The sequence below is a fragment of the Streptomyces sp. R302 genome, assembly GCF_012927245.1.
In the GTDB taxonomy this organism is placed as follows: Bacteria; Actinomycetota; Actinomycetes; order Streptomycetales; family Streptomycetaceae; genus Streptomyces.
The window spans coordinates 713,105-739,759 of sequence record NZ_JABBGE010000001.1 but is presented as its reverse complement, the minus strand read 5'-3'; the positions used below and the strand labels follow the sequence as shown (position 1 = coordinate 739,759).

Below are 26,655 nucleotides of genomic sequence, written 5' to 3'. Positions count from 1 at the left end.
CCTACTGTGAGGGCTCGACGAGAGCGGAGGTCCGGAGGCAATGCCGACGTGGGGGCTGGTCGTGGAGATGACCGTGGGGATCGGGGAGCGCAAACACCTGGAGGCGTACGTGCTGACGCACGTCACCGGGTCGCGCGAGGACGCGCTGGCCGAACTGGAGCAGCGGGCTCGCGACTTCTCGCCGCCGCATCCCCGGAATCCCCGGCGCCGTCGGCTTCTTCGGGAGGGGGACGCCTTCCTGCTCGTCGTGGACGGGGCGTGGCAGTCCCACCTCACGCGGGTTCACCCTGGCGGAGCTGCTGGAGGACTCCGCGTCGCCTCCGCCCGAGCCCGACCCGGAACCGACGGAAGCCGAACCGGAGCCCGAGCCCGAACCGGAGCCCGAACCGGAGCCCGAGCCCGAGCCCGAGCCCGATGTCGAGCGGTACGCGGACGGGGTGCCGGTCAGGCCGTCGTGGCTGGGCCGCGCCGACCTGGGCTGACCGACGGCTCCGGGCGGTGCGGTCCGGCGGGCGTACGCTCCCGCCATGACGGGCGTCGGCGGGCCGAGGGCTCGCCGCCGTACGAGCGGGTCCACCACCGGGGCGAACCGCCCGCCCGGCACGGCGAGGTCCGGGCGACCGGGACCGGAGACCGTACCCTCCGGGCCCATGTCTCCGGCGGCCGGGGCCTCGTGACGACGGACTCCCTGGAGTACACACCGTGGGGCCTCCACGGCCCCGCGTACCTCCTCGACCTGGCCGACGGCACCGTCGTCCCCGAGCGCCGCGCACCGGGTCCGCCGCACGATCGCCTCTCCCCTACCGGCGCCTGACCCTCAGCACGATCGCGGCGACGGTCGCACCGACGGCGGTCACCGCGAGGACGGCGAGCCCCGGGTTCAGCCACGGCGGGACGATCTCCTCCCCCGCGCAGACCAGACTCACCGGCAGCCCACCGCTGGAGTCGGGCACCACCATGCGCCCCGCCTTGAACCAGCAGGCGTCCTCGGGCTGGAGGAACACCAGGTACGAGAACCCGTACAGGTGCAGCGCCCCGCCGAGGACGTACGCGAGTACGGCGATCCAGGCGGCCTTCTTCGCAGCGGTACGCCGGGGGCGGGGCGGGCCCGGAAGACCCGCGTTCTCGCGGCGGGCGCGGACGAGCCCCACGTACGTGATCCCCGCCCACGTCGGCAGGACGAGGGCGAGGATCACCATCCCTATGAGGGTCGCCATGGCCGGTCAGCGACCGATGCGCCCCTCGGCAGCGGCGCTCACGAACGCCGTGAAGGCGGCCGACGAGGCGAGGAAGGCGGGGCCTTCGGGGTTCTTGGAGTCGCGGACCGCGACGTGCGCGGCGAGGTCGGCGACCTCGATGCACTGGCCGCCCGTATCCCCGCTGTACGACGACTTACGCCAGGCCGCGGTGCCGAGCGGCGCACACTCGATGCAGTCGCCGCCGGTGTCCCCGCTGAACGAGGACTTACGCCAGCGCGCTCCCGCCAGGCTCCGGTTGGTCTCCATAGTGTTCCTCCATGACGCGGGTGATCAGCGCGGACGAGTCCTCCACCGAGAGAGCGGCCGCTCGCAGGTGATCGTAACGGAGCGACCCCCGCATGAACGCGGCGGAATCCACGGTCATATGACCCTGGACGAAGTCCTCGGTGTAGACGAGATCCGGATCGTCCTCGAACCGGAGGAGATTGAAGGAGCCCATCTGTCCACCGTGCGCGCCCACCTTGAACGGGAGGATCTGGATGTTCACCCTCTGGCGTTCCTGCATCTCCAACAGATGAGCCAGTTGATCCCTCATTACCTCCCGTCCACCAACCTCCTGGCGCAGTACCGCCTCGCTCATGACGACCCAGAGCAGGGGCGGGTTGTCTCGGTCCAGGATCCGCTGACGCTCAAGGCGGGCGGCGGCCAGACCATCGAGATCGCTCTCGAACCTGACGCCGATGACGGCCCGGGCATAGGCCTCCGTCTGGAGTAGGCCGTACACCAGCTGCGCCTGGAACGTGCAGAGATAGGTGGCCTTCTCTTCCATCTCCGCGTACGGCCTGAACCACGACGGCAGTTGGCTCTTCAGCACGAGCCCCACCAGCCGCGAGAACAGCCCGCCCGTCATCAGCGCCGCGTCGAGCCGCTCCGAGAACTCCCTGGTGGGGACCTTTCTCGCGGTCTCGATCTGGCCCACCAGCGAGCCCGTGCAGAAGAGGATCGCCCCCAGCTGCGACTGGCTCATCCCCGCTTCCTCTCTGAGGCGGCGGAGTTCGTAACCGTAGTAGTCCAGCGGCGAGGCGCTGGGATCGAGGCTGCGGATGTTGACCATGGCGAGGTCACCCCCCATTGCGTACGCACCGTGGCGTTGCGTTCAGTCCGGTAGCCGAGCGTAACGAAGTGTGGTCACCCTAGAGGCATGAATGAACCAACAGACTTGCATCCTGCGGCACTTGAGGCCAGCTACCGGATGGGCTTCACCGTGGGTGAGCACTCGGCCCGCCACATGCGCACCATCCTGCGCATGTTCCTCACGCGTTGGGGACTCGACCAGGTGAGCGATTCCGCGACCCTCGCGCTGACCGAGCTCGTCGCGAACGTCGTGCGGCACGTGCCGGGGCGGCGGTGCTCGGTGCTGTTCCTGCGGGAGCCGTACGGGCTGCGCGTGGAGGTCGCGGACGGGGTGGCGTGCACGCTGCACGCGAAGGTGCCGGAGGCGGCTGCGGAGAGCGGGCGGGGGCTCGCGGTGGTGGAGGGCGTGACGGACCGGTGGGGGGTGGAGGAGCGGAGGGACGGGAAGACGGTGTGGTTCGAGTGCGACGGGTAAGGCACGATGGGCGCCCGTACCGACGTACTACTTGCCAGTAGGAGACCGCCATGTCCGAGCCCACTCCCGAGATCCTCGCCGCCTTCGAGGCGGCGAAGGGGTTCATGCCCGTCGGCGAGGGGCTGGCCCTGTACGCGGCGGCCGAGGAGGCCGGCAAGCTCGGGCTGCCGCTCCTGGAGGTCGGCACGTACTGCGGGCGGTCGACGATCCTGCTGGCGGACGCGGCGCGGCGGGCGGGGACGGTCGCGGTGACCGTGGACCACCACCGGGGCAGCGAGGAGCAGCAGCCGGGGTGGGAGTACCACGACCCGACCGTGGTGGACCCGGAGGTCGGCGCGATGGACACGCTGCCGACCTTCCGGCGGACGCTGCGGAAGGCGGGCCTGGAGGAGCACGTGATCGCGGTGGTCGGGCGCAGCCCGCAGGTCGCGAAGGTGTGGGGCGGGGAGCTCGGGCTCGTGTTCATCGACGGCGGGCACACGGACGAGCACGCCACGAACGACTACGAGGGCTGGGCCCCCCGGGTCGCCCCCGGGGGCCTGCTGGTCATCCACGACGTGTTCCCGGACCCGGCGGACGGCGGCCAGGCGCCGTACCGGATCTATCTGCGCGCACTGGAGTCCGGCGACTTCGAGGAGGTCTCGGTCACGGACTCGCTGCGGGTGCTGCGCCGGGCCTCCTGAGGCCGGCCGGGCGGGCGGGTCACCTGCGCCAGAAGAGGTGGTGGGTGACGCCGCTCGGGCTGGGCACGACGTCCAGGTGGAAGCGGTCGGTGAGCTCCTCGGGAGTGTCCCAGAGCTTGAGGCCGGTGCCGAGCTTCACCGGCGAGACGGCGATGTGGAGGGTGTCGACGAGGTCGGCGTCCAGGAACTCGCGGACCGTCGTCACGCCGCCGCCGAGGCGGACGTCCTTGCCGTCCGCCGCCTCCTTCGCGCGCTCCAGGGCCGTCGCCGGGTCGGCGTCGAGGAAGTGGAACGTGGTGTCGGAGAGGGTGAAGGACGGGCGGGGGTGGTGGGTGAGGACGAAGACGGGCGTCCGGAAGGGCGGCTCCTCGCCCCACCAGCCCTTCCAGTCCTCGTCCTGCCCGGGGCCGCGCAGGGGGGCGAACTTGTTGCGGCCCATGATCTCCGCGCCGATGCCGTGGTGGAAGTCGCGGACGAGGTAGTCGTCGAGGCCTCGGGTGCCGCCGGGGTCGGTGCGGTTGGGCCAGCTGGCGGTGGCTCCGGCCCAGGCGAAGAGGCGCCCCGGGTCGACGTGGCCGAAGGGCCGCTCCAGGGACTGGTCCTCGCCGGCGGCGATCCCGTCGGTGGAGACGCAGAAGCTCTGGACCTTCAACAGCTGGGGCCTGGGGGGCTGGGCGGGCATGGGGCGCCTCCTCGGTCGGTCGTTCCGCATGGATGACTGCCCGGACGGCGGTAACTCATCGCACGTCGCGCGGGGACGCGTACCCTACGAGAAGGGGTTCAGTTGTAGTACTACGAACGGAGTGGTGTCGATGGCGAGGCGGAACGACGAGCGGCGCACCGCGCTCGTGGACGCGGCGATCGAGGTGCTGGCCCGCGAGGGCGCCCGGGGGCTGACCTTCCGGGCCGTGGACAGCGAGGCCGGGGTGCCCACCGGCACCGCGTCCAACTACTTCGCCAACCGCGACGAACTCCTCACCCAGGCCGGCGCCCGGGTCTACGAACGGCTCCGGCCCGACGAGGCGACGATGGAGGAGACCCGTACGGCGCCCCCGGACAAGGAGACGTACACGCGGATCATGCGGGAGCTGGTCGGGCGGGTCTCGTCCTTCCGCACCGGCTACCTCGCCCTCCTCGAACTACGGCTGGAGGCCACCCGCCGGCCCGCGCTCCGCTCGATCCTGACCGAGCGGGTGCGGGCCGACGTCGAGGCCAACGTCGCCTTCCACGAGTCCTCCGGGCTGCCCGGCGACGCCACCTCCGTCAAGCTGCTCATCCTCACCCTGAACTGGCTGATCGTGGAGCAGCTGACGCTCCCCGACGTCTTCTCGGAGGAGGAGCGGGACGCGCTGGTGGCGGCGGCGGTGGACCGGATCGTGGACGGGTACTGAGACTCAGACTCAGTAGAGCAGCGAGGTCACGTAGAGGCAGTTGGTGTAGCTGTAGCCGGGCTCGATCTTCGCCTTGCTGGACTTGGTGTCGCCGGCCGAGGAGAGGCCGCTGCCCGCCCGCTTCTGCAGCAGGTGGTACGTCCCCGCCGGCAGCGAGATCGTCGTCTTCGGGTACTTGGAGGACGGGCCGGAGCAGGGCTTGAAGCCCCTGACGGCGGTGTCGACGGCGCGGTACTTGCGGCAGCCGCCGCAGGCCCGCAGCGTGATCTTGCCGGTGACCGGGCCGGTGTAGAGGAGCTCCACCGTGTCCGGGGCGTCGTTGCTGATCACCATGGTCATGCGGGGGCCGCCCGGAGCCGTCGCCGGGGGCAGCTTCTTCCCGGCCTCCGGCACCTCGTCGGCGATCTCCGCGGCGATGGAGACCGACCGGGCGTGGGCCGCCTGCGGGCCCTTCGGGTAGTCCTTGAGGTACCGGTCCATGGTCGTCCCGGCGTCGGAGAAGTCCCCGTCGCGGAACTGCCGGGTGCCGCAGGCGAAGACGCCCTTCTGGATGCCCCGGTCGGCGTCCGCGACCGCCCCCGAGAGCGCGTAGTCCTTGAGCGAGGTGGCGAAGGCCCGCTGGGTCTCCACCGTCTTGACGGCGGCGCACGGGTCGGACGCGGTGCCGGCGGTCAGCGGGGCCGCCGCCTTGGAGAGGTCGCCGCCGACGAGCTTCTCGACCTCGGCGACGTGCGGGGACTTCGGGAACAGCGCGCGCAGTTCGGTGAACGCCTCGCGGGCGGGCTCCGTATCCGACCGGCCGCGCTCCGCGCTGCCGCACTCGTACAGGGAGCGCGCCAGCGGCTCGTCCCAGCGCGCCGCCCGGTCGCCGAGGACGGACTCGTCCACGGTGTCCGGGAGCGACCGCAGGTGCTTGAGCGGGTCGACCGCCAGGCAGTACTTCTTCTCCGTGTACGGCGCGGACACGGACACGACGTACGCGTCGAGGCGCTCCGGTACGAGCTTCGCGGCGCGGGAGCCGGGGTGTTCGAGCGCCAGCGACTCGTAGGTGCCGAGGGCCTCCTCGTAGTAGGGCTCGGCGAGGTCGAAGCGGACGCCGTCCTTGGACTTCACGACCGCGTCGGCGTCGGCGAGCCGGGCCAGCAGCGACTGCTGGAACGCCTCCTCGCGCGCCTCCTCCCGGGCCGCCCCGTACGCGACGGTGCCGCCGGCCGGGGCGGCGAGCAGCACGACCGCGAGCGGCAGCGCGAGGCGGCGGGCCGTGCCCCCGAGCGGGAGCCGGGCCCGCAGCCCGCGACGGGCGCCGTCGGCGACGGCGGCGAGCAGCACGGCGCCGTACCCGACGAGCACGCCCACCGGGACGCCGTCCGCGTCCGCCGGCAGCGCGAGCAGCAGCAGCGCGGCCGTGGCCGCCCAGCAGACCGCCGCCAGGACCCACCGCCGCAGCAGCACGTACCCGAGCCCGAGGCACGACAGGTTCAACAGCCCCACCGCCACCGCCTGCAGCGGCCGCGCCTCCCCCTGACCACCGGCACCGCCGGCCCCTCCGGCCCCTCCGGCCCCGAACCCGGGCGGCGCGGGAGGCAACGGCGGAAGCGCCCCCGCCCCGGCCCACCCGGGCCCGGCCACAGGCGCCTGCCCGTGCGCCCCACCGTCCCCGGCCCCGAAGCTGCCGGAGGGCGGCCCGAAGCCGCCGGCTCCGCCGGAGGAAGCCCCGAAACCGGCCCCGCCGGAATCGGTGCCCCCTGCGAAGCCGGAGGTCCCGGCGGGACCGGCGGGGCCGGCGGGACCGGTGGGGCCGGCGGGACCGACTGAGCCGGTCGAACCGGCAGGACCGGCGGCCCCGGCCGAGCCGGCAGAGCCGGTGGGGCCGACGGAACCGGCGGGACCCGCCGAGCCGCCGTTCTGCGCCGGCGCCTCCCAGGGCGCCGGGCCGCCCGCGGGCGCCGGGGCGGCCAGCCGGAAGGAGCCCGTCGGCGTGGCGTCCGCGGGCGTGGCCGCCGCAGGGGCGGCCTGTGTGGGCGCGGCGTCCGGGGGAAGCGCGTCCCTGGGTGCTGCCTGCATGGGCGTAGCGTCCGCGGGAAGCGCGTCCCTGGGTGCTGCCTGCATGGGCGTGGCGTCCGCCGGGAGCGCGTCCCTGGACGCCGCCTGCGCAGGCACGGCGTCCACAGAAAGCGCGGCCCCGGACGCCGCCTGCGCGGGCACGGCGTCCACAGGAAGCGCGGCCCCGGACGCTGCCTGCACGGGCGCGGCGTCCGCAGGAAGCGCGGCCCCGGGCACGGCCTGCACGGGCGCGGCGCTCCCGGGCCTGGCGCCTCCAGGCACCGCGTCTCCACGCACCGCGCCTCCAGGCACCGCGTCCCGGGGCGCCCCGTCCCCCGGTGTCCCCTCCCCCGGCCTCGCGTCCTGCGGGGTCGGGCGGGACGGGCGGATGCGTACCGTTTCGTTGGACGGGACGGTCGTCGAAGGTGCGTCGGGCTCCGTCGCCTCCGGTTCCGGCTTGTTCAGGCCCAGCTTGGGCGGTGCGTCCTGGGGACGCGTGTCGTTCGGTTCTTCCCCCACCGGTTCCCCCTCGTGGGTCCAGGCGCGGTGACCCCCACGCCACTCCGTGTTCCCAGCCTTCCCGGGTCCCCGACCGCGCGTCCACCGTTTTGCGGACCGCGTGACCGAGCCGGTACATCCGGTCCGCGGTTTCGTCCGGGGGAGGGCCTAGAGTCGCGGGGTGCCGTACGACCACAGGAACCCCGTGACCCGCTCGCTGCCCGCCGCCCTGGCCGCCCTCGTCTGCTCCGCCGCGCTCGCCGGATGCGGCGCCGCCTCCGAGGCCGCGGAGGGCAGCCGGGGGCCGGGCGCGGCGGCCACGACGCCCGGCCCGGCCCGTACCCCCACCGGCTCCGCCACGCCGGGCACCGCCGCCGCGCGGCCGCTCGCCGGCCGGACCGTCGTCGTCGACCCGGGGCACAACCCGGGGAACTTCCGGCACGGGCGGGAGATCGCCGAGAAGGTGGACATCGGGACGGCCCGCAAGGAGTGCGACACCACCGGGACCTCGACGAACGCGTCCGCGGGGAAGGCCGCGTACACGGAGGCCGCCTTCACGCTCGACGTCTCGCACCGGCTGAAGGAGCTCCTGGAGGCGCGCGGCGCCACCGTGGTCGTGACGCACGACGCGGACCGGCCGTTCGGGCCGTGCATCGACGAGCGGGCGCGGATCGGGAACGAGGCGGCGGCCGACGCCGTCGTCTCCGTCCACGCGGACGGCTCCGCCGTGGGGAACCGCGGCTTCCATGTGATCGTCCCCGCCGAGGTCCGTGAAGGATCGGCGGACACCGGCCCGATCGTCGCCCCGTCGCGTAGGCTCGGCGAGCGGATCGCCGCCGCCTTCGCCCGGACGACCGGCACCTCCCCCGCCAACTACCTCGGCGGCGGCACCGGGTTGGACGTCCGTTCGGATCTCGGCGGGCTCAATCTCTCAACCGTGCCCAAGGTCTTCGTCGAATGCGGCAATATGCGTGATCCGAAGGACGCAGCACTGCTGACGTCCGGCGCGTGGCGGCAGAAGGCGGCGCGGGGCATCGCCGACGGCATCGTGACCTACCTCCAGGGGTAGAACCCGCGAGCGATAGATTCGCTCCGTACGATGGGGCCGCCCCCGTGCCGAGAAACCGGCGCCTGCCCGACGCGACGACGACCCGACGAAGGACTTCTTACGTGAATATCCGCTCCCTCACCCGAGGCGATGGCGTAGTGATCGGTGCTGCGGTGCTGCTGTTCATCGCCTCGTTCCTCGACATCGCCGGCTGCGCCGGGACGCCTCAAGAATGCTCGCGGTACTACACCAGCGTGAACTCCTGGGAGATCTCCTACCTGGGCTGGGGCTCCTTCTTCCTCGGCATCGCCGGCGCGGCGCTCGTCGTCGTCTCGCGCGGCCTGCCGCAGCCCCGCAAGGTCGTGGGTCTGGAGCTCGGCCAGGTCGGGGCGGCCTTCACGATCGCCTCGGCGTGGACCCTGCTCATGTGGATCTTCGAGGCGGAGAACGCGGGCGCCGGCCTCATCCTCGGCCTGATCGCCGCGCTCGTCCTCGCCGGTGCCGTGGTGGCCGGTCCGATGGTGCCCGCGCTCAAGGCCCCGCTCGTCGGCGCCCCGCGCCCGGTCGCCCCGCAGCCGTACGGCGCGCAGCCCGGCCACCCGGGCGTCCAGGGCGGCGGCTACGGCTACCCGGGTGCCCAGCAGGGCCAGCAGGGCCAGCAGCCGTACCCGGCGCCGCAGGACGCCTCGCAGGGCGGTCAGCCGTACGCCCAGCCGCAGCCGGCCGCCGCGCAGCCGGCGCCGCAGCCCGAGCCGCAGGCCCAGGGCGGCGGGGACTTCACCCCGTTCTGGTTCGCCGTGCCGGTCGCCCGCCCGCTGTACGCGGAGGACGGCTCCGGCTCGCAGATCGCCGAACTGGCCCCCGGCACCTGGTACCTGGCCGTGGAGCAGCGCGGCCAGGCGCTGATCGCGCAGACGCAGGACGGGCGCCGCGGCGTCCTCCAGGACGCCACGGGCATCCAGCGCGGCTGACCCGGCCCGCTCCGTTTCGACGGCGGCCCCCCGACCGGAACCCTTCCGGTCGGGGGGCCGCCGTCGTACAGTCCCCGGACACCCTGATCTGACGATACGTCAGAAAGGAGTCCGGTCATGCGCCTGGGACTCGCGCTCGGCTACTGGGGCCGCGGCCCCTCCCCCGCCCACCTGGAGCTCGCCCGCGAGGCGGAGCGCCTCGGCTACGACTCGGTGTGGACGGCGGAGGCCTGGGGCTCGGACGCCTTCACCGCGCTCACCTGGATCGCCGCGCACACCCGCCGGATCGGGCTCGGCACGGCGGTCGCGCAGATGGCGGCCCGCACCCCGACCGCGACCGCGATGCAGGCGCTGACCCTGGACCACCTGTCGGGCGGCCGGATGCGGCTCGGCCTCGGGCTGTCGGGCCCGCAGGTGGTGGAGGGCTGGTACGGCCGGCCGTTCCCCCGCTCCCCGCTGACGGCGACCCGCGAGTACGTGGACGTGATCCGGCAGGTGCTGCGGCGGGAGGCGCCGGTCACCCTGGCGGGACGGCACTACTCCTTCCCGTACGCGGGCGAGGACGGCACCGGCCTCGGCAGGCCCCTGAAGCCGATCACCCACCCGCTCCGCGCCGACCTGCCCGTCCTGCTCGGCGCGGAGGGCCCGAGGAACATCGCGCAGACCCTGGAGATCGCCGACGGCTGGCTGCCGCTGTACTGGTCGCCCCGCCGCTTCCGCGACGCGTACGCCCTCCCGGACCGCCTCCCGGACGGCTTCCTGGTCGCCCCGATGGTCCGCGCCCAGGTCTGCGACGACGTGGCGAAGGGCCTCCTGCCGGTGAAGGCGATGCTCGGCTTCTACATCGGCGGCATGGGCCACGCGACCCGCAACTTCCACGCCGACCTCATGGCCCGCATGGGATACGGGGCGGAGGCCCGCCGCATCCAGGCCCTCTTCGCCGAGGGCCGCCGCGAGGAGGCCGTCCTCGCCGTCCCCGACGCCTTCGCCGACGAGATCTCCCTGGTCGGGCCGAGGGAGCGAATCGCGGAGCGGCTGGCCGAATGGCGCTCCGGCCCGGTGACGGACCTCCTGGTCGCGGCCCCGGACCCGGAGACCCTGCGGGCGCTGGCGGAGCTGTCCGGCTAACCGCGCCCGGTGGAGGCCGTCTCGATGACCTCGTCCAGGATGTCGCGGGAGCGGACCAGGTCGGCGATCATCGCGTCGATGCGGATCCGCTCGGCGGACAGCTCGTCGACCAGCTGCGAGGTGGCGATCTCGCTGGGCGCGCCGTCCGCGTCGCGCATGCAGGGCAGCAGGTGGGCGATCTTGCGGCTGTTCAGGCCCGCCGCGTACAGCGCCTGGACGCGGACGACCCGGTCCACCGCCCACTCGCCGTAGCGGCGCTGGCCGCCCGGGGTCCGCTCGGAGCGCAGCAGGCCCTGGGTCTCGTAGGAGCGCAGCGAACGCTCGCTCACGCCGCTGCGGCGGGCCAGTTCACCGATGCGCATCCGCCACCTCGCCGGAGAGTAGAAGGACTTGAACCTGACACTGGTGTCAACTCCTACGGTACCGGCATGACGAACGCAGCCGCTTCCTCCCGCCTCTTCGAGTCCACCGCCCTCGGCGCCCTCGCCCTCCCCAACCGGCTGGTGATGCCCCCGCTCACCCGCAACCGCGCCGCCGCCGACGGCGTCCCCCGCCCCCTCATGGCCGTCCTCCCCCAAGCTCTCGACTTCGCTCGAGCAAGGGGGGACCCCCATCGCCCAGCGGGCCGCCGCCGGCCTGATCATCACCGAGGGGACCACGCCGAACGCGGTCGGCCGGACGTACCCGAACATCCCCGCCCTCCACACCGACGCCCACGTGGCCGGCCGGCGCGCGGTCACCGACGCCGTACGGGCCGAGGGCGGGCGGATGTTCCTCCAGATCCAGCACGGCGGCCGGGTCGGCCACCCCGACAACAGCGGTCTCCTGCCGGTCGCGCCCTCGCAGGTCGCGCTTCCCGAGGAGATCCACACGCCCTCCGGCCGGAAGCCGTCCGTCGTGCCCCGCGAGATGACCGCCGACGGCATCCGGGAGACCGCCGCCGACTTCGCCGCCGCCGCGCGCCGGGCCGTCGACGCGGGCTTCGAGGGCGTCGAGGTGCACGCCGCCAACGGCCACCTCCTCCACCAGTTCCTGGCGAAGAACACCAACCGGCGGACGGACGGGTACGGCGGGTCCGTGGAGAACCGCGTCCGGTTCGCGGTCGAGGTCGTCCGGGCCGTCGTCGACGAGATCGGCGCCGACCGGGTCGGGGTGCGGATCTCCCCCGGGGTCACCGTCAACGGCATCGAGGAGGGCGACACCGACGACATCTACGCGGCGCTCGTGCCCGCCCTCGCCGCCCTCGGCCCGGTCTATCTGCACGTGGTCTTCGCCGACCCCGGGCAGCCGCTGTACCGGCGGATCCGCGCCGCCTGGCCGAACACCCTGATCGCCAACCCGGTGCTCGGCTTCGGCGGGCCCCTCCCCGCCGACGGCGGGAAGGCCGCGGGCGAGCGGCTCCTGGAGGCCGGGGCGGACCTGATCTCGCTGGGCCGGGCCTTCCTCGCCAACCCCGACCTCGTCGAACGGCTCCGCACCGGCGCGCCGCTCAACCCGCTGCGGGAGACGAACTGGATGTACTCGGGCGACGAGGCCGGGTACAACGACTACCCGACCCTCGCCGAGTCCGCCGCCCTCGCGTGACGGGGGATCAGCCGCCGCTGAGCTGGGAGGCCGAGGGGACCTTGTCGACGACCTCGGCCCCGGCGGACTTGCCCGCGTCCTTGATGCCGTTGATGACGCCCTCCAGGCCGCCGACGTCCGCCGCGTCGATCTCGCCCTTGCGGAGCTTCGTACCGAGATCCTTCAGGGAGTCGATGCCCGCGGTCAGCGGGGCCACCGCCTTGGAGAGCAGCGGGTCGCCCTTCGCGTTGTTCACCGCCGCCTTCAGCCGGTTGTACGTGAACGCGCCCGCGAGCCCCGCCTTCACCAGGGCGAAGGTGCGCCCGTCCGCGCCCTTCTTGAACTTCCCCGCCTTGTAGGGCTTCACGATCCACTGGTACGTGGCGCCGGCCGCGAGCCCGGCGTTCGCCACGAACCGGGTCTTCGCCAGCTTCTGCTGCTCGAAGGTGCCCGACGCCGAGGGGCTGCCGGCGGCGGTGAGACTGGCGTCGGTGTCGGACCCGCACCCGGCCGTGCCGAGCAGCAGGGAGCCGGACAGCAGCAGTGCGGCGGCCCCGCGACGGAGACTTCTGGGCACAGCGGACCTCCCTGGGACTGGTTCCCGCCAGCCTCGTCCGCCTCCCGGCGGGCCGCCATTCCGGCGGCCCGTCCGGGTGGTCCCCGCCGGGGTCAGCCCTCGCAGCAGTCCGGGGCCAGGCCCGTCGGGAGGGTCTCGCCGCCGAAGACGGCGACGGTCGCCTGCTCGCCGCCGAGCGCGGCGACGGCGAGGAGGAGGGAGCCCGCCGTCCAGGTGGTCTGCTCCTCGGGCCAGACCGCCGGCTCGTGGCCGTCCGCGCCCTCGTACACGTACCCCGTCCAGTACAGGCCGCTCGCGGCCCGCAGGTGGCCGATGGACTGGAGGACGTCGAGGGCCCGGTCGGACTCCCCCGTCGCCCACAGGGCGAGGGCGAGCTCGCAGCTCTCGCCGCCGGTCACCCACGGGTTGGGGACGACGCAGCGGACGCCGAGGCCCGGGACCACGAACTCGTCCCAGCGCGCGTCGATGCGGGCCTTCGCCTCGGCGCCGGTGACCGCCCCGCCCAGGACCGGGTAGTACCAGTCCATCGAGTAGCGCGCCTTGTCGAGGAAGCGCTCCGGGTGGCGGCGGATCGCGTGCGCCAGGGCGCCGGCGGCCAGCTCCCAGTCCGGCTGCGGCTCCTCGCGGGCCTCCGCGATCGCCAGGGCGCAGCGCAGGGCGTGGTGGATCGAGGAGGAGCCGGTGAGGAGCGCGTCGGTGACGGGGGTGCCGTCGGGCTCGCGCTTCCAGCCGATCTGGCCGCCGGGCTGCTGGAGCCGGAGGACGAACTCGACCGCCGCGTAGACGGCCGGCCACATCCGGTCGAGGAAGGCGTCGTCGCCGGTCGACAGGTAGTGGTGCCAGACGCCGACGGCGATGTACGCGGTGAAGTTGGACTCCTTGCCGCGGTCGGTGACGTCGTCCGGGTCGCCGTCCCGGTAGGCCGCGTACCAGGAGCCGTCGCCGTTCTGGTGCCGGGCGAGCCAGGCGTAGGCGCGGGCCGCCGCCTCGTGCTCGCCGGCCGTGTCCAGGGCCATGGCGGCCTCGGTGTGGTCCCACGGGTCCAGGTGGTGGCCGCGGAACCACGGGATGGCGCCGTCCTCGCGCTGGACGGCGAGGATGCCCGCGACCGTCCCGGCGGCCTGCTCGGCGGTGAGGACGCCGGGCAGGACCAGGTGTTCCGCTATCCGCTCGGGGCTCACGCCTCCGCCTTCGGGAGGTGGGGCTTGGTGGCGTACGCGACGAAGCTCTTGCCGACGACCGGGTTGAGCAGCTGCTCGGCGACCCGGGTCACGGCGGGCTTCTTCATGATGTCCCAGACCAGGAGCTTGTGGTACGCGCGCACCGGCAGCGCCTTGTCGTTGTCGACGCCGAAGGCGCACTTCAGCCACCAGTACGGGGCGTGCAGCGCGTGCGCGTGGTGCGTCCCGTACGGCTTGAGACCGGCCTGGCGGATCTTGGCGAGCAGCTCGTCCGCCTTGTAGATGCGGATGTGGCCGCCCTCGACCTCGTGGTACTCGTCGGAGAGCGCCCAGCAGACCTTCTCGGGGCCGTAGCGGGGGACGGTGATCGCGATCCGGCCGCCGGGCTTGAGGACGCGCACCATCTCGGCGAGGACGCCCTTGTCGTCCGGGATGTGCTCCATGACCTCAGAGATGATGACGACGTCGAAGGACTCGTCGGGGAACGGCAGGTTGAGCGCGTCGCCCTCCATCGCGGTGGCGGTGGCGCCGGCCGGCGCCTCACCGGCCTCCTTCATGGCCGCGAACCACTTGGCGACCTCGCGGATCTCCTCGCCGTTCTGGTCGAGCGCCACGACCTGCGCACCGCGCCGGTAACACTCGAAGGCATGCCGCCCCCCACCACAGCCCAGATCGAGCACGCGGTCGCCGGGGGCGAGCGGGAAGCGGGTGAAGTCGACGGTCAGCACGGAGTCTGCCTTTCGGAGTTGGTTGTGGGCAGGCGTTCCGCAGGGGCGGAACGGGTGGGCACAACCCACCCACCGGGCCGCACCCGGCGAACAAGGCGAGGTGTCACCGACGGGCGCCTTGGCGTTCCAGGGCCTCGCGGTACAGCTCGGCGGTGCCCTGAGCGGCCCTGGCCCACGTGAAACGGTCCAGCACCCTGGCCCGCCCGGCGGAACCGAGCCGAGCCCGCAGCTCACCATCCCCGAGCACCCGCCCGAGCGCCGCCGCGAGCGCCCCCGCGTCACCGGTCGGCACCGCGAGACACGTCTCCCCGTCAGGGCCCGCGACCTCCGGAATCGCCCCACCGGTCGTGGCGACCAGCGGCGTCCCCGTCGCCATCCCCTCCGCCGCCGGCAGCGAGAACCCCTCGTACAGGGAGGGCACGCAGGCGACCTCGGCGGACCGGTAGAGGTCGACGAGCTCCGCGTCGCTGATGCCCTTCACGAAGCGGACGGCGCCGTCGAGCCCGTACCGCTCGATCGCCCGGGCGACCGGCCCGTCCTCGGCGCGCTTGCCGACGACGACGAGGTGCGCCTCGGGCCGCTCGGTGCGGAGCTTGGCGAGCGCCTCGACGAGGAAGACGAGCCCCTTGAGGGGGACGTCGGCGCTGGAGGTGGTGACGATCCGGCCGGGGACCTCGGCGACGGAGGGGTCAGGGGACCACAGCTCGGTGTCGGCGCCGATGTGCACGACCTTGATGCGGTCCTCGCGGACGCCGAGGTGCTCGACGATCTCGTCGCGGGAGGTGCCGGAGACGGTGAGGACGGACGGCAGCCGGCGGGCGACGCGCTTCTGCATGCGGGTGAAGGCGTACCAGCGGCGGACGGAGGCGCGGCGCTTCCAGTCGGCGGCGGCGTCGAGCTCCAGCTGCCGGTCGACGGTGATGGGGTGGTGGATCGTGGTGACCAGTGGGGCGCCCAGCGCGCGGGGGCCGCCGAGGAGCCCGTACCCGAGGGTCTGGTTGTCGTGGATCACGTCGAAGTCGCCGCGGCGGGCGGCGAGGGTGCGGCGGGCGCGCAGCGAGAAGGTCAGCGGCTCGGGGAAGCCGCCGGTCCACATGGTGCCGACCTCCAGCGCGTCGATCCAGTCCCGGTACTCCTCGCGCCCGGGCGTCCGGAAGGGGTCGGGCTGGCGGTACAGGTCGAGGCTGGCGATCTCGCTGAGCGGGACGCCCTCGTCGAGCGTCGGGTAGGGCTGCGAGCCGAAGACCTCGACGGTGTGGCCCAGGCGGGCCAGTTCGCGGGAGAGATGGCGGACGTAGACGCCCTGCCCTCCGCAGAAGGGGTTGCCCTTGTACGTGAGGAGAGCGACCCGCAACGGACGGTCACCGGAGTCGGTGACGCCCTGCCGGGGGCTTGCCTCTATGGCCTCAGCGGTCATGCGCGACCCCCTTCGAGCGTGCGTTTCGCGCGAGCGTAACCGCTCGCGCTAAGGTAGAACAAGTTACAGACTTGATCGTTCCCGACGTCGACCGCCCCTTCGGGAGGCACAGAATCTACCGGCAGGTAGCTTCGCTGTGAGCGTCGGAACAGGTGATTCGCGCCACCCGGTCGCAGAGGTTCGCGCCACGGCCGTCCTCCGCCATACTGGCGCTGCCCACCGCACGGAACGGGACCCCGATGACCGCAGAGAGCAGAGCGGACCACCACCCCTCCGCCACACCACCCCTGACGGAACGTCAGGAGGCGCGGCGGCGCCGCATCCTGGACGCCAGCGCCCGGCTCGCCGCCCGCGGCGGCTTCGACGCGGTGCAGATGCGGGAGGTCGCGGAGGCGGCCGGGGTCGCCCTCGGCACCCTGTACCGCTACTTCCCGTCCAAGATCCACCTGCTCGTGGCGACCATGCAGGACCAGCTCCAGCACATGCACACCACGCTCCGGAAGCGGCCCCCGGCGGGCGCCGCCCCGGCCGAGCGGGTCGCGGAGACCCTGATGCGGGCCTTCCGCGCGCTCCAGCGCGAGCCGCAGCTCGCCGACGCGATGGTCAGGGCGCTGACCTTCGCCGACCGCAGCGTCAGCCCCGAGGTCGACACGGTCTCGCGGCTGACGACCGCGATCATCCTGGACGCGATGGGCGCGGAGCAGCCGACGCCCGAGCAGCTGTCGGCCGTCCGCGTCATCGAGCACACCTGGCACTCGGCGCTCATCACCTGGCTCTCGGGGCGCGCCTCGATCGCCCAGGTGAAGATCGACATCGAGACGGTCTGCCGCCTGATCGACCTGACGACCCCGGAACGGGCCCGCGCCGCCGCGCGTCAGTGACCGGACTCCTCGCGGGGCTCGTCGCCGGACAGCAGCGCGGTCTCCTGCTCGGTGAACTGCCCCATGCACACGTCCTCCGCGGCGATGAAGGAGAGGATGTCCGCCCCCAGCGCGCGCGAGGGGTTGTGCCGGGCGTAGAGGGTCCACCCCTCCTTCTTGAACGCCACCTGCACCATGGTGTCGCCGCCCTTCTCGCCGACCGGCTGCTCGAACCGCTTCCCCGACTCCTTCCAGCCCGCGCGGGCCAGCCCCGTCAGGGCCTTGTCGTACTTCCCGCGCGCGCCGTCCGCGACGGGCCCGATGTACTGCCAGCCGGCGGAGCAGGCGGCGGCCCGCCGCGCCACCCGCTCGCGGTCCGTCGCCGGGCTCGCCGTACCGGTCTCCTCGCCCGGCCCCGGCAGCTTCGACTCCGGCATCCCGGCCTCTGCGACGACCGTCCGGATCTCGGCCCGCACGGCGTCCCGGCCGAAGGCGGCCGGCTCCTCGGCGGCCTGGCACCCGGTGGCGAGCACCGCCGTCAGGGCCGCGGCAGCGACCCGTCCCTTCCCCTGCACGTGCGTTCCCTCCCCAGGTCACGGGGTCTTTCGCCGCGCGATCAGGCGAGGAGTGTGACACGGGCGCGGACCTCAGTCCTCCGGTGGGTAGACCGGCTCGCCGCCGTCGGCGAGGGTGAGGAGGATGGCCTCGACCGGGCAGCCCTCGGCCGCCGCGAGGAGGCGTTCGCCCGCGTCGGCCTCCGGACGGACCGGGTGGGACTGGCGGGCGGTGTCGAGGCGGAAGCCGTGCGGGGCGTGGTTCACGCACAGGCCGGAGCCGATGCAGACGCTCCGGTCGACCTCCACGCGCCAGCGGTCGCCCATCAGTTGTCCCCGTACCCGGCGGGCAGGTGGATCATCTTGTGCTCCAGGTACTCGCCGAAGCCCTCGGGGCCGAACTCGCGGCCCACGCCGGAGTTCTTGTAGCCGCCGAAGGGGCCGAGCATGTCGAGGCTGAAGGTGTTGACGTTGAAGGTGCCGGTGCGCACCCGGCGGGCGAAGTCCAGGCCGTGCTCGACGTCGCCGGTCCAGACGCTGCCGCTGAGGCCGAAGTCGGAGTCGTTCGCGATCCGCAGGGCCTCGGCCTCGTCCCCGTACGGCAGGAGACAGATCACCGGGCCGAAGATCTCCTCCCGGGCGATCCGCATCGCGTTGTCGACGTCCCCGAAGAGCGTCGGCTCGACGTACCAGCCCCGGTCGAGGCCCTCCGGGCGGCCGCCGCCGGTGAGGAGCTTGGCGCCCTCCGCCTGCCCGATGCCGATGTAGTCGAGGGAGCGCTGCTGCTGGCGGCGGGCGACGAGCGGGCCGAGCTGGGTGGCCGGGTCGAGCGGGTCGCCGACGACGAGGGCGGAGGCCGCGGCGGAGAACGCCTCGGCGTACTCCTCGTACCGGGAGCGGGGGGCGAGGATCCGGGTCTGGGCCACGCACGCCTGGCCGTTGTTCATCCAGGCCGCCGGGACGATCCCGGCGACGGCGGTCGCCACGTCGGCGTCCGGGAGGACCACCGCCGCCGACTTGCCGCCGAGTTCGAGGGTGACGCGGCTGAGGTTGCGGGAGGCGACCTCCATCACGCGCCGGCCGGCGGCGACCGAGCCGGTGAAGGAGACCTTGTCGACGCCGGGGTGCCCGACCAGGTACTCGCTGACCTCGCGGTCGGCGGGCAGGATCGAGAGGACGCCCTCGGGCAGCCCGGCCTCGGCGGCGATCTCGCCGAGGAGGTACGCGTCGAGCGGCGACTCCGGCGAGGGCTTGAGGACCACGGTGCAGCCGGCGAGCAGCGCCGGGCCCAGCTTGGCGGCGGCGGTGAACTGCGGCACGTTCCACGGCACGACGGCCGCGACCACCCCGACCGGCTCGCGCCGCACGAGCAGCGGCCCGAGGACGCCGGCGCGCCGCTCCTCGAAGACGAAGTCCCGGGCGACGGTGATCGCCGAGTCCCACACCATCATCGCGCCGAGCGCCTGCGCGAGGACGGACCAGGAGTACGGGGAGCCGTTCTGCGCGCTGACCGAGCGGGCGATCTCCTCGTGCCGGACGGCGATGGCGTCCTTGATCCTGGAGACGACCTCGATCCGCTCCGCCAGGCTCGTCCGCGGCCAGGGCCCCTCGTCGAACGCCCGCCGGGCCACCGCGACCGCCCGGTCGACGTCGGCGCGGGAGGCGTGCGGGACGCGCCCGATGACCTCCTCGGTGTGGGGGGAGATCACCTCGATGGACGCGTCGCCGAGCGGATCGGTCAACTCCCCGCCGATGAACAGCTTTCCGTGCTCCACGAGCTCGCTCATGCCGGTCGCCTCCCGGGGGTATCTGACGGTGTCTCAGAACTGATATCAGTTCTAGTTATGGTCGGCAATGGTCGTACCCGCACGGAGAGACGAGGACGCTCATGACGCAGGTGACCGAGCACGGCGGCGGCGTCTGGTCGCTCCGGGTGCCCATCCCCGACAACCCCCTGGGCCACACCCTCGTCCACGTCCTCGACACCGACCGCGGGCCGGTCCTCGTCGACACCGGCTGGGACGACCCGGACTCCTGGACCGAACTGACCGCCGGGCTGAGCGCCCTGGGCATCGACCCGGCGGACGTCCACGGCGTCGTCATCACCCACCACCACCCCGACCACCACGGCCTCTCGGGCCGGGTCCGGGAGGAGTCCGGGGCCTGGATCGCCATGCACGCCGCCGACACCGCCGTCGTCCGCCGCACCCGCGAATCCGACCCCGGCACCTGGCTCGACTACCTCGCCCGCAAGCTCGCCGCCGCCGGCGCCCCCGAGGACCACCTCGCGCCGCTGCGCGCCGCCCGCTCCGGGGGCGGGATGCGCACCCTGCCCGGCCTCGGCGCCGCCCTTCCCGACCGGGAGATCGTCCCCGGCGAGCTCCTCGACCTCGCCGGGCGGCGGCTCCGCGCCGTCTGGACCCCCGGCCACACCCCCGGCCACGTCTGCCTCCACCTGGAGGAGGAACACCCCGCCGGGCTCCCCGGCCACGGCCGGCTCTTCTCCGGCGACCACCTCCTCCCCGGGATCTCCCCGCACATCGGCCTGTACGAGGACCCCGACGACGCCGCGGTGACCGATCCGCCCCCAAGCTCTCAACTTCGTTCGAGCAGGGGGGACCCCCTCGGCGACTACCTGGACTCCCTGGAGCGGATCGGGCGGCTCGGCGTCGCCGAGGTGCTCCCCGCCCACCAGCACGCCTTCCCCGACGCCGCCGGGCGCGTCCGCGAACTCCTCGACCACCACGAGGACCGGCTCACCGGCCTCCTCGCCCTCCTCACCACCCCCCTCACGCCGTGGCAGCTCGCCGAACGCATGGAGTGGAACCGGCCCTGGGACCGCATCCCGTACGGCTCCCGCAACATCGCCGTCAGCGAGGCCGAGGCCCACATCCGGCGGCTCGTGAAGCTGGGCCGCGCGGAGGCCGTGCCGGGGACCGAGCCGGTGGCGTACGTGGCGGTGTGACGCGGCTCGCACGCCCGGGGGCAGGGCCGTACGGGCCGGTACAGTGGCCCGGTCGTCTTCATGCCCGAGCAGGGGAAAGCCGGTGCGAATCCGGCGCTGACCCGCAACCGTGAGCCGTTCCAGGGAATGGCGAGCCGGAACGCCCTGCCCTCGGAAGTGAGCGCCGGCACCGTCGAGGAATACGGCGCCGGACGCGGGCCCCGCGCGGGCGCCGGTGTCCGGTGCCCGCACGAGAGGCAACCATGATCAGCGTCCGTCGCGCCGCCGCCGCGCTCACCGCAGCGGCAGCCGTGCTCAGCACCGCCGCGACCGGCACGGCCTCCGCCGCGCCCTCTCCCAGCGCCTCCGCCGCCGCGCTCCCGCCCGGCCTGTACGGGAAGAGCGACCCCACGTACGACGGCGTCTGGCGCCAGTCGCTCGCCTTCCTCGCCCAGCGCGCCACCGGCTACCAGCCCGCCGACCAGGCCGTCGACTGGCTGCTCGGCCAGCAGTGCGCCGACGGCTCGTTCGCCTCCTACCGCGCGGACACCACCAAGCCCTGCGACGCGCAGACCATGCGGGACTCCAACGCCACCGCCGTCGCCCTCCAGGCGCTCGGCGCGGTCCGCCGCGAGGCCGCCGACCCGACGAAGATCGACACCGCGGTCAAGTCCGGCTACGGCTGGCTGCGCGGCGTACAGAACAAGGACGGCGGCTGGAGCTACACCCCCGGCGGCCCCAGCGACGCCAACTCCACCTCGATCGTCGTCAGCGCGCTCGCCGCCTCGGGCGTCAAGCCCGGCTCGTACACCTCCGCCGAGGGCCGCACCCCGTACGACGCGCTGCTCGCGCTCGCGCTGCCCTGCGCCGAGGAGGAAGGGCCGGGCGCCTTCGCGTACCAGCCCGACAAGGAGGGCGAGCTCGCCGCCAACGCGGACGCAACCGCCGCCGCCACCCTCGCCGGGCTCGGCAAGGGCATCACCGCCGTGAAGGCCACCCCGCCGCAGGCCCCGACCTGCGTCGACCTCTCCGAGCCGACCGTCGAGCGGGCCGCCCTCAACGGCGCCTCCTACCTCGCCAAGGCGCTCGTGCAGACCGGCCACCTGACCACCCCGCCGCTGCCCGGCGCCACCGACACCGAGCCGAAGCCCGACTTCGGCAACACCGCCGACGCCGTCGTCGCCCTCGCCGCCGCCGGCACCGCCCGCCTCGCCGAGCCCGCGCTCCAGTGGCTGGAGCAGAACGCCGCCCCCTGGGCGAAGGAGTCCGGCCCCGCCGCCTACGCGCAGCTGATCCTCGCCGCGCGGGCGATGGAGGCCGACCCGCGCGAGTTCGGCAAGGTCGACCTCGTCGAGGCGCTCAACGCGACCGGGCCCGCCCCGAAGACCCCCGACACCTCCGCCGCCTCCACCGAGGACGAGGACGACGACTCCTTCCTCGGCTTCGACGTCTGGTGGATCATCGGCATCGGCATGGTCGTCGGCGTCGGCATCGGCTTCCTCCTGAGCGGCCGCAAGAAGTGACCCTCCCGAAGCGGATCACCGGCTGGGGGGCGTGCGCCGCCGCCGGGCTGCTGCTCGCCCTCGGCGCGGCGGCCCCGGCGCAGGCCGCGGGCTACCGGTACTGGTCGTTCTGGGAGTCCGACGCCGGAAAGTGGACGTACGCCACCCAGGGCCCGGCGACCGCCCGGCCCGCCGACGGCGCCGCCATCGGCTTCCGCTTCGCGCTCAGCGAGGACTCCGCCGACGCGGCCAAGCCGACCGCCGCACCCGGCTTCGACACGGTCTGCGCCGGCGTCGAGAGGACGCCCGGCACGAAGCGGGTCGCGGTCGTCGTCGACTTCGGCACCCCGAAGGACGCCCCCGCGGGCGAGACCCCGCCGAAGACCGCCCCGACGACCGGCTGCGCCCTGATCGACGACAAGGGCACGGCCGCCGACGCCCTCGCCGCCGTCGCCAAGCCGCTCCGCTACGACAGCTCCGCGATGCTGTGCGGCATCGCGGGCTACCCGGAGAAGGGCTGCGGCGAGGCGGTGGCCGCGACGGAAGCCGCCGACCCCTCCTCCGAACCCTCCTCCGCCCCCTCCTCCGCCCCCTCCTCCGAACCCGCTTCCGAACCCGTTTCCGAGAAGAACGACAGCGGGGGCGACGGCCCGTCCCTCGGCCTCCTCGTCGGCGGCGGAGCCGTCCTCGCGCTCGGCGGCGCGGCCGTCTGGAAGTCCCGCCGCCGCGGATGACCCGGGTCACGTCCGTCACCCCCGGCCGCCTGCCGGGGCGCCTCCTGGCGCCCGTGGCGGACCGGGGCAACGCGCTGCACCCCGGCGCCTGGTGGCTGTGGGCCCTCGGCCTCGCCGTCGCCGCCTCCCGCACGACGAACCCGCTGCTGCTCGGACTGATCGTCGCGGTCGCCGGATACGTGGTGGCGGCGCGCCGGACGGACGCGCCGTGGGCCCGCTCGTACGGCGCCTTCGTGAAACTCGGCCTTTTCGTCGTCGCCCTGAGGATCGTCTTCTCGCTCGTCCTGGGCTCGCCCATCCCCGGTACGCACGAACTGTTCACCCTCCCCGAACTGCCCCTCCCCGGCTGGGCGCAAGGCATCCGCGTCGGCGGCCGGGTCACCGCCGAACAGCTCGCCTTCGCCCTGTACGACGGGCTCAGACTGGCGGCCCTGCTGATCTGCGTGGGCGCGGCGAACGCGCTCGCCAACCCGGCGCGGCTCCTCAAGTCGCTGCCGGGGGCGCTGTACGAGGCCGGGGTCGCGGTCGTCGTCGCGATGACCTTCGCGCCGAACCTGGTCGCGGACGTCGTCCGGCTGCGCACCGCCCGACGGCTCCGCGGCCGGCCCACGGGCGGGGTGCGGGCGGTCCTCCAGATCGGCCTGCCGGTCCTGGAAGGCGCGCTTGAACGGTCGGTCGCCGTGGCCGCGTCGATGGACGCGCGCGGGTACGGGCGCACCGCCCAGGTCCCGGCGGGCGTCCGCCGCACCACGAACGTCCTCACCCTCGGCGGCCTCCTCGGCGTCTGCGCCGGCTCGTACGGCCTGCTCGCCGCGCAAGGCGCCGGATACGGGCTCCCGCTGCTCGCCGCCGGCCTCGCCGCGGCCGTCGCGGGCCTGCGCCTCGGCGGCCGGCGCACCCTGCGCACCCGCTACCGGCCCGACCGCTTCGGCCCCCGCTCCTGGCTGGTCGCCGCGTCCGGCATCGCGGTGGCGGCCCTCATGATCCACGCCAACACGTACGCGCCCGGCGCCCTCCACCCCGGGGTCGTCCCCCTGGTCGCCCCCGACCTGCCCCTCTGGCCGGCCCTGTCGGTCCTCCCCGGCCTGCTGCCCGCCGTCATCGCCCCCGTACCGCCCGTCCCCGTACCGCCCGCCCGCGAGGAGTCCTCCGCGTGATCCGCTTCGAGAACGTCTCGGTGACGTACGAGGACGCCGCCGGCCCCACCCTGCGGGACGTCGACCTCGTCGTGCCGGAGGGGGAGCTCGTCCTCCTCGTCGGCCCCTCGGGCGTCGGCAAGTCGACCCTCCTCGGGGCGGTCTCCGGGCTCGTCCCCCACTTCACCGGCGGAACGCTGCGGGGCCGGGTCACCGTCGACGGCCGGGACACCCGGACCCACCACCCGCGCGAGCTCGCGGACCTCGTCGGCACGGTCGGCCAGGACCCCCTGGCCCACTTCGTCACGGACACCGTGGAGGACGAGCTCGCCTACGGCATGGAGTCCCTGGGCCTGGCCCCCGCGGTCATGCGCCGCCGCGTCGAGGAAACCCTCGACCTCCTCGGCCTGGCCGACCTCCGCGACCGCCCCATCGCCACGCTCTCCGGCGGGCAGCAGCAGCGCGTCGCCATCGGCTCCGTCCTCACCACGCACCCCAAGGTCCTCGTCCTCGACGAACCGACCTCCGCCCTGGACCCCTCCGCGGCGGAGGACGTCCTCGCGGTCCTCCAGCGCCTGGTCCACGACCTCGGCACGACGGTCCTCATGGCGGAACACCGCCTGGAGCGGGTGGTCCAGTACGCGGACCGCGTCCTCCTCCTCCCGGAGGCGGTCCTCGGCACCCCCGCCGAGATCATGGCCGTCTCCCCGATCCACCCCCCGGTGGTCGCCCTGGGCCGACTGGCCGACTGGACCCCCCTCCCCCTGACGGTCCGGGACGCCCGCCGCAGGTCCCCCACCCTGAAGGCCCGACTGGAGGGACGGACCCCGGTACGCAGCCGCCGCACGGGGCCTCTCCCCCACCCCGCCCCTTCCCGAAACCGGGGCTCCGCCCCGGACCCCCTACGGCCTCCGGCCGTGTCCTCAAACGCCGGACGGGCTGAATTGCCGGCCCCGCCGGAGCAGGAGGCCGAGCCCGGAATTCCAGCCCCGCCGGCGTTTGAGGCGCGGGGGTCCGGGGGCGGAGCCCCTGGTTTCGGGAAGGGGCGGGGTGGGGGAAGGTCCCTGTTCCGGCGGCGGCGGCGACGTGCGGGGGCCGCGGCGCGCGAGGACGTGGCGCTCGTGGAAGTCGACCGGCTCGCCGTCCGGCGGGGCCGCGTCGAGGCGCTGCGCCGGGTGGATCTGCGGGTCGCCCGGGGCGAGACCGTCGCGCTCATGGGCCGTAACGGGGCCGGGAAGTCCACGTTGCTGTCGACCCTCGTCGGCATGACCGCCCCGACCTCCGGCAGCGTCCTCGTGTCCGGGCTCGTCCCGCACGCGACCGAGCCGCGCACGCTGATCCGGCAGGTGGGCCTGGTCCCGCAGGAGCCGAGGGACCTGCTGTACGCGGAGACCGTCGGCGACGAGTGCGCGGCGGCCGACGCGGACGCGGGCGCCCCGCCCGGGACCTGCCGGGCGCTCGTGGCGGAGCTCGTACCGGGGGTGGCCGACGCGACCCATCCGCGCGACCTGTCCGAGGGGCAGCGGCTCGCGCTCGCCCTCGCCGTCGTGCTGACGGCCGCACCCCCGCTGGTGCTGCTCGACGAGCCGACCCGCGGCCTGGACTACGCGGCGAAGGCCCGCCTCGTGACCCGGCTGCGTGCCCTCGCCGCCGACGGGCACGCGATCGTCCTCGCCACGCACGACGTGGAGCTCGCCGCGGAGCTGGCGGACCGGGTGGTGATCGTCGCCGGCGGCGAGGTCGTCGCGGACGGCCCGACGGCCGAGGTCGTCGTCTCGTCCCCGGCCTTCGCCCCGCAGGTCGCGAAGATCCTGGCCCCCGAGCCGTGGCTCACGGTCGAGCAGGTGGAGGAGGCGCTGCGCACGTGAGGACGCATCCGATCCGCCTCGGGCCGCGCTCCGTCGCCGCCCTCGTCCTCGTCTCCCTCGTCGGGCTGGCCGGCATCTGCTGGCCGCTCTTCGCGGACGCCGGCTCCGCCGTCACCGACCACGCCGCCGACGCGCCGTGGCTCTTCGCGCTGATCCTCCCCCTCCTCATCGCCGTCGTCGTGGCGACGATCGCGGACTGCGGGATGGACGCGAAGGCGGTCGCGATGCTGGGGGTGCTCGCCGCCGTGGGCGCGGCGCTGCGCCCACTGGGCGCGGGCACGGCCGGCCTGGAGCCGATGTTCTTCCTGATGGTGCTGAGCGGCCGCGTCCTCGGTCCGGGCTTCGGCTTCGTCCTGGGCGCGGTGACGATGTTCGCGTCGGCGCTGCTCACGGGCGGGGTCGGGCCGTGGATGCCGACGCAGATGCTGGCGATGGGCTGGTTCGCGATGGGCGCGGGCCTGCTGCCGGCGGGCGTCCGGGGCCGGCCGGAGCGGCTGATGCTGGCCGCGTACGGCTTCGTCGCGGCGTTCGCGTACGGCACGGTCACCAATCTGTACGGGTGGGTGACGGTCGGCGGCCTCGGCCAGGGCATCTCCTTCGTGCCGGGGGCTCCGACGGCCGAGAACCTGGTCCGTTTCCTCGCGTACGTGCTGGCCACCTCCCTCGGCTGGGACCTGGGCCGGGCCGCGCTCACCGTGGTCCTGACGCTCACGGTCGGCGGACCGCTGCTGAGGGCGCTGCGCAGGGCCACCCGGCGGGCGAACTTCGAGGCCCAGGTCACATTCGAGGGGCCCGGAGAGGGGTCCGCGGGTGAGGCGCCTCATAGGACCCACGTCACGTACGACCGGAAATAGTAGAGCGGGACGAGTCGCACAAAACGCCCAAAGATGGGCGTGAGCTGCGAAAACTCCCACCCGTCGTCGAGCCGCCCGACCCCGTCGAGTCCGAAGCTTCCTCGTACAGGGGGGCGTTGCGCCGCCCCCCGGGGATTTGTTTCTGTAGTGGACGTCGCCAGGCAGCA

At 74.0% G+C, this 26,655-nt stretch carries 27 protein-coding genes, 2 pseudogenes and 1 riboswitch; of the genes and pseudogenes, 16 read left to right on the top strand and 13 right to left on the bottom strand.

Features of this window, described 5'->3' with window-relative positions; all coding sequences use genetic code 11:
• Positions 1–40: 40 nt before the first annotated feature.
• Both HHL19_RS37010 and HHL19_RS03405 read left to right on the top strand, forming a co-directional pair.
• A pseudogene (locus HHL19_RS37010) lies at positions 41–482 on the top strand (hypothetical protein).
• On the top strand, positions 455–814 hold the full coding sequence (locus HHL19_RS03405; RefSeq protein ID WP_169084239.1) for a hypothetical protein: 360 nt from the start codon (positions 455–457) through the stop codon (positions 812–814). Before HHL19_RS37010 ends, HHL19_RS03405 begins: the two are co-directional and overlap by 28 nt.
• Here the strand turns inward: HHL19_RS03405 and HHL19_RS03400 are convergent.
• The 3 genes from HHL19_RS03400 to HHL19_RS03390 are packed head-to-tail and all read right to left on the bottom strand — an operon-like array spanning position 801 to position 2,313.
• Positions 801–1,217, bottom strand: a complete 417-nt coding sequence (locus HHL19_RS03400; RefSeq protein WP_169085328.1) for a hypothetical protein — start codon at positions 1,215–1,217, stop codon at positions 801–803. The genes HHL19_RS03405 and HHL19_RS03400 overlap by 14 nt on opposite strands.
• A 6-nt stretch (positions 1,218–1,223) precedes the next feature.
• Complete coding sequence (locus HHL19_RS03395; protein ID WP_169085326.1) at positions 1,224–1,505, bottom strand: DUF397 domain-containing protein; 282 nt, start codon at positions 1,503–1,505, stop codon at positions 1,224–1,226.
• Positions 1,465–2,313, bottom strand: coding sequence for a helix-turn-helix transcriptional regulator (locus HHL19_RS03390; RefSeq protein ID WP_169085324.1), 849 nt, complete (start codon positions 2,311–2,313; stop codon positions 1,465–1,467). The genes HHL19_RS03395 and HHL19_RS03390 overlap by 41 nt, the downstream gene beginning before the upstream one ends.
• A gap of 87 nt (positions 2,314–2,400) precedes the next feature.
• Here HHL19_RS03390 and HHL19_RS03385 point away from each other — a divergent pair, with 87 nt between their 5' ends.
• Both HHL19_RS03385 and HHL19_RS03380 read left to right on the top strand, forming a co-directional pair.
• Positions 2,401–2,808: an ATP-binding protein gene (locus HHL19_RS03385; RefSeq protein ID WP_346768241.1), complete on the top strand. Its 408-nt coding sequence runs from the start codon at positions 2,401–2,403 to the stop codon at positions 2,806–2,808.
• A gap of 50 nt (positions 2,809–2,858) precedes the next feature.
• Positions 2,859–3,491, top strand: coding sequence for a class I SAM-dependent methyltransferase (locus HHL19_RS03380; protein WP_169085322.1), 633 nt, complete (start codon positions 2,859–2,861; stop codon positions 3,489–3,491).
• A 19-nt stretch (positions 3,492–3,510) separates the two neighbouring features.
• Here HHL19_RS03380 and HHL19_RS03375 read toward each other — a convergent pair whose 3' ends face one another.
• A complete protein-coding gene (locus HHL19_RS03375; protein ID WP_169085320.1) occupies positions 3,511–4,173 on the bottom strand; it encodes a dihydrofolate reductase family protein in 663 nt (220 codons plus the stop codon).
• 130 nt (positions 4,174–4,303) lie between these two features.
• On the opposite strand from HHL19_RS03375, the gene HHL19_RS03370 reads away from it, so the two are divergent.
• Positions 4,304–4,882, top strand: a complete 579-nt coding sequence (locus tag HHL19_RS03370) for a TetR/AcrR family transcriptional regulator (RefSeq protein WP_169085318.1) — start codon at positions 4,304–4,306, stop codon at positions 4,880–4,882.
• A 9-nt stretch (positions 4,883–4,891) separates the two neighbouring features.
• On the opposite strand, the gene HHL19_RS03365 is transcribed toward HHL19_RS03370, so the two are convergent.
• Positions 4,892–6,373, bottom strand: a complete 1,482-nt coding sequence (locus tag HHL19_RS03365; protein ID WP_169085316.1) for a hypothetical protein — start codon at positions 6,371–6,373, stop codon at positions 4,892–4,894.
• 1,231 nt (positions 6,374–7,604) lie between these two features.
• On the opposite strand from HHL19_RS03365, the gene HHL19_RS03360 reads away from it, so the two are divergent.
• The 3 genes from HHL19_RS03360 (at position 7,605) to HHL19_RS03350 (ending at position 10,570) form a co-directional block, all read left to right on the top strand.
• Positions 7,605–8,492 (top strand): N-acetylmuramoyl-L-alanine amidase, encoded by an 888-nt coding sequence (locus HHL19_RS03360; RefSeq protein WP_169085314.1) that lies wholly within the window; start codon positions 7,605–7,607, stop codon positions 8,490–8,492.
• Between the two features lie 101 nt (positions 8,493–8,593).
• On the top strand, positions 8,594–9,442 hold the full coding sequence (locus HHL19_RS03355; protein WP_169085312.1) for a hypothetical protein: 849 nt from the start codon (positions 8,594–8,596) through the stop codon (positions 9,440–9,442).
• A 117-nt stretch (positions 9,443–9,559) separates the two neighbouring features.
• Positions 9,560–10,570, top strand: a complete 1,011-nt coding sequence (locus tag HHL19_RS03350; protein ID WP_169085311.1) for an LLM class F420-dependent oxidoreductase — start codon at positions 9,560–9,562, stop codon at positions 10,568–10,570.
• Here the strand turns inward: HHL19_RS03350 and HHL19_RS03345 are convergent.
• Positions 10,567–10,932 carry a MerR family transcriptional regulator gene (locus HHL19_RS03345; RefSeq protein WP_169085309.1) on the bottom strand — a complete coding sequence of 122 codons (366 nt, stop codon included), beginning with the start codon at positions 10,930–10,932 and terminating at the stop codon, positions 10,567–10,569. The genes HHL19_RS03350 and HHL19_RS03345 overlap by 4 nt on opposite strands.
• A gap of 66 nt (positions 10,933–10,998) precedes the next feature.
• On the opposite strand from HHL19_RS03345, the pseudogene HHL19_RS03340 reads away from it, so the two are divergent.
• Positions 10,999–12,154, top strand: a pseudogene (locus HHL19_RS03340) (alkene reductase).
• Positions 12,155–12,161: 7 nt separating this feature from the next.
• On the opposite strand, the gene HHL19_RS03335 reads toward HHL19_RS03340, so the two are convergent.
• The 4 genes from HHL19_RS03335 to HHL19_RS03320 form a co-directional block, all read right to left on the bottom strand.
• Entirely contained in the window at positions 12,162–12,710 is a 549-nt protein-coding gene (locus HHL19_RS03335; RefSeq protein ID WP_169085307.1) for a hypothetical protein, read from the bottom strand.
• Positions 12,711–12,802: 92 nt separating this feature from the next.
• Positions 12,803–13,891: a prenyltransferase gene (locus HHL19_RS03330; RefSeq protein WP_169085305.1), complete on the bottom strand. Its 1,089-nt coding sequence runs from the start codon at positions 13,889–13,891 to the stop codon at positions 12,803–12,805.
• Complete coding sequence (locus tag HHL19_RS03325) at positions 13,888–14,619, bottom strand: class I SAM-dependent methyltransferase (protein WP_169085302.1); 732 nt, start codon at positions 14,617–14,619, stop codon at positions 13,888–13,890. The genes HHL19_RS03330 and HHL19_RS03325 overlap by 4 nt, the downstream gene beginning before the upstream one ends.
• Before the next feature lie 103 nt (positions 14,620–14,722).
• Complete coding sequence (locus HHL19_RS03320) at positions 14,723–16,036, bottom strand: glycosyltransferase family 4 protein (protein WP_169085300.1); 1,314 nt, start codon at positions 16,034–16,036, stop codon at positions 14,723–14,725.
• Positions 16,037–16,275: 239 nt separating this feature from the next.
• Here HHL19_RS03320 and HHL19_RS03315 point away from each other — a divergent pair, with 239 nt between their 5' ends.
• Positions 16,276–16,917 carry a TetR family transcriptional regulator gene (locus HHL19_RS03315; protein WP_169085298.1) on the top strand — a complete coding sequence of 214 codons (642 nt, stop codon included), beginning with the start codon at positions 16,276–16,278 and terminating at the stop codon, positions 16,915–16,917.
• Here the strand turns inward: HHL19_RS03315 and HHL19_RS03310 are convergent.
• The 3 genes from HHL19_RS03310 to HHL19_RS03300 form a co-directional block, all read right to left on the bottom strand.
• Entirely contained in the window at positions 16,911–17,471 is a 561-nt protein-coding gene (locus HHL19_RS03310; RefSeq protein ID WP_169085296.1) for a hypothetical protein, read from the bottom strand. The genes HHL19_RS03315 and HHL19_RS03310 overlap by 7 nt on opposite strands.
• 72 nt (positions 17,472–17,543) lie before the next feature.
• Entirely contained in the window at positions 17,544–17,777 is a 234-nt protein-coding gene (locus HHL19_RS03305; RefSeq protein ID WP_169085295.1) for a ferredoxin, read from the bottom strand.
• Positions 17,777–19,237, bottom strand: coding sequence for an aldehyde dehydrogenase (locus tag HHL19_RS03300; RefSeq protein WP_169085293.1), 1,461 nt, complete (start codon positions 19,235–19,237; stop codon positions 17,777–17,779). The genes HHL19_RS03305 and HHL19_RS03300 overlap by 1 nt, the downstream gene beginning before the upstream one ends.
• Positions 19,238–19,338: 101 nt before the next feature.
• On the opposite strand from HHL19_RS03300, the gene HHL19_RS03295 reads away from it, so the two are divergent.
• The 6 genes from HHL19_RS03295 to HHL19_RS03270 all read left to right on the top strand — a co-directional run bounded on the left by HHL19_RS03295 (position 19,339) and on the right by HHL19_RS03270 (position 26,488).
• On the top strand, positions 19,339–20,415 hold the full coding sequence (locus tag HHL19_RS03295; RefSeq protein ID WP_169085291.1) for an MBL fold metallo-hydrolase: 1,077 nt from the start codon (positions 19,339–19,341) through the stop codon (positions 20,413–20,415).
• Between the two features lie 27 nt (positions 20,416–20,442).
• Positions 20,443–20,582: riboswitch (cobalamin riboswitch) on the top strand.
• Positions 20,583–20,657: 75 nt separating this feature from the next.
• Positions 20,658–21,917: a prenyltransferase/squalene oxidase repeat-containing protein gene (locus HHL19_RS03290; protein ID WP_206324493.1), complete on the top strand. Its 1,260-nt coding sequence runs from the start codon at positions 20,658–20,660 to the stop codon at positions 21,915–21,917.
• Positions 21,914–22,630 carry an SCO2322 family protein gene (locus HHL19_RS03285; protein ID WP_169085289.1) on the top strand — a complete coding sequence of 239 codons (717 nt, stop codon included), beginning with the start codon at positions 21,914–21,916 and terminating at the stop codon, positions 22,628–22,630. The genes HHL19_RS03290 and HHL19_RS03285 overlap by 4 nt, the downstream gene beginning before the upstream one ends.
• Positions 22,627–23,787, top strand: a complete 1,161-nt coding sequence (locus HHL19_RS03280) for an energy-coupling factor transporter transmembrane protein EcfT (protein WP_169085287.1) — start codon at positions 22,627–22,629, stop codon at positions 23,785–23,787. The genes HHL19_RS03285 and HHL19_RS03280 overlap by 4 nt, the downstream gene beginning before the upstream one ends.
• Positions 23,784–25,634, top strand: a complete 1,851-nt coding sequence (locus HHL19_RS03275; protein WP_169085284.1) for an ABC transporter ATP-binding protein — start codon at positions 23,784–23,786, stop codon at positions 25,632–25,634. Before HHL19_RS03280 ends, HHL19_RS03275 begins: the two co-directional genes overlap by 4 nt.
• Positions 25,631–26,488 (top strand): ECF transporter S component, encoded by an 858-nt coding sequence (locus HHL19_RS03270; protein WP_169085282.1) that lies wholly within the window; start codon positions 25,631–25,633, stop codon positions 26,486–26,488. Before HHL19_RS03275 ends, HHL19_RS03270 begins: the two co-directional genes overlap by 4 nt.
• Positions 26,489–26,655 lie beyond the last annotated feature (167 nt).

Excerpts from the sequence above, each read along its gene's own strand:
- HHL19_RS03290 (WP_206324493.1), top strand. The coding sequence starts at position 20,658 with ATGATCAGCGTCCGTCGCGCCGCCGCCGCGCTCACCGCAGCGGCAGCC.
- HHL19_RS03315 (WP_169085298.1), top strand. The coding sequence starts at position 16,276 with ATGACCGCAGAGAGCAGAGCGGACCACCACCCCTCCGCCACACCACCC.
- HHL19_RS03375 (WP_169085320.1), bottom strand. The coding sequence starts at position 4,173 with ATGCCCGCCCAGCCCCCCAGGCCCCAGCTGTTGAAGGTCCAGAGCTTC.
- HHL19_RS03345 (WP_169085309.1), bottom strand. The coding sequence starts at position 10,932 with ATGCGCATCGGTGAACTGGCCCGCCGCAGCGGCGTGAGCGAGCGTTCG.
- HHL19_RS03370 (WP_169085318.1), top strand. The coding sequence starts at position 4,304 with ATGGCGAGGCGGAACGACGAGCGGCGCACCGCGCTCGTGGACGCGGCG.
- HHL19_RS03400 (WP_169085328.1), bottom strand. The coding sequence starts at position 1,217 with ATGGCGACCCTCATAGGGATGGTGATCCTCGCCCTCGTCCTGCCGACG.
- HHL19_RS03295 (WP_169085291.1), top strand. The coding sequence starts at position 19,339 with ATGACGCAGGTGACCGAGCACGGCGGCGGCGTCTGGTCGCTCCGGGTG.
- HHL19_RS03390 (WP_169085324.1), bottom strand. The coding sequence starts at position 2,313 with ATGGTCAACATCCGCAGCCTCGATCCCAGCGCCTCGCCGCTGGACTAC.
- HHL19_RS03350 (WP_169085311.1), top strand. The coding sequence starts at position 9,560 with ATGCGCCTGGGACTCGCGCTCGGCTACTGGGGCCGCGGCCCCTCCCCC.
- HHL19_RS03395 (WP_169085326.1), bottom strand. The coding sequence starts at position 1,505 with ATGGAGACCAACCGGAGCCTGGCGGGAGCGCGCTGGCGTAAGTCCTCG.
- HHL19_RS03380 (WP_169085322.1), top strand. The coding sequence starts at position 2,859 with ATGTCCGAGCCCACTCCCGAGATCCTCGCCGCCTTCGAGGCGGCGAAG.
- HHL19_RS03320 (WP_169085300.1), bottom strand. The coding sequence starts at position 16,036 with ATGACCGCTGAGGCCATAGAGGCAAGCCCCCGGCAGGGCGTCACCGAC.
- HHL19_RS03305 (WP_169085295.1), bottom strand. The coding sequence starts at position 17,777 with ATGGGCGACCGCTGGCGCGTGGAGGTCGACCGGAGCGTCTGCATCGGC.
- HHL19_RS03385 (WP_346768241.1), top strand. The coding sequence starts at position 2,401 with ATGAATGAACCAACAGACTTGCATCCTGCGGCACTTGAGGCCAGCTAC.
- HHL19_RS03280 (WP_169085287.1), top strand. The coding sequence starts at position 22,627 with ATGACCCGGGTCACGTCCGTCACCCCCGGCCGCCTGCCGGGGCGCCTC.
- HHL19_RS03300 (WP_169085293.1), bottom strand. The coding sequence starts at position 19,237 with ATGAGCGAGCTCGTGGAGCACGGAAAGCTGTTCATCGGCGGGGAGTTG.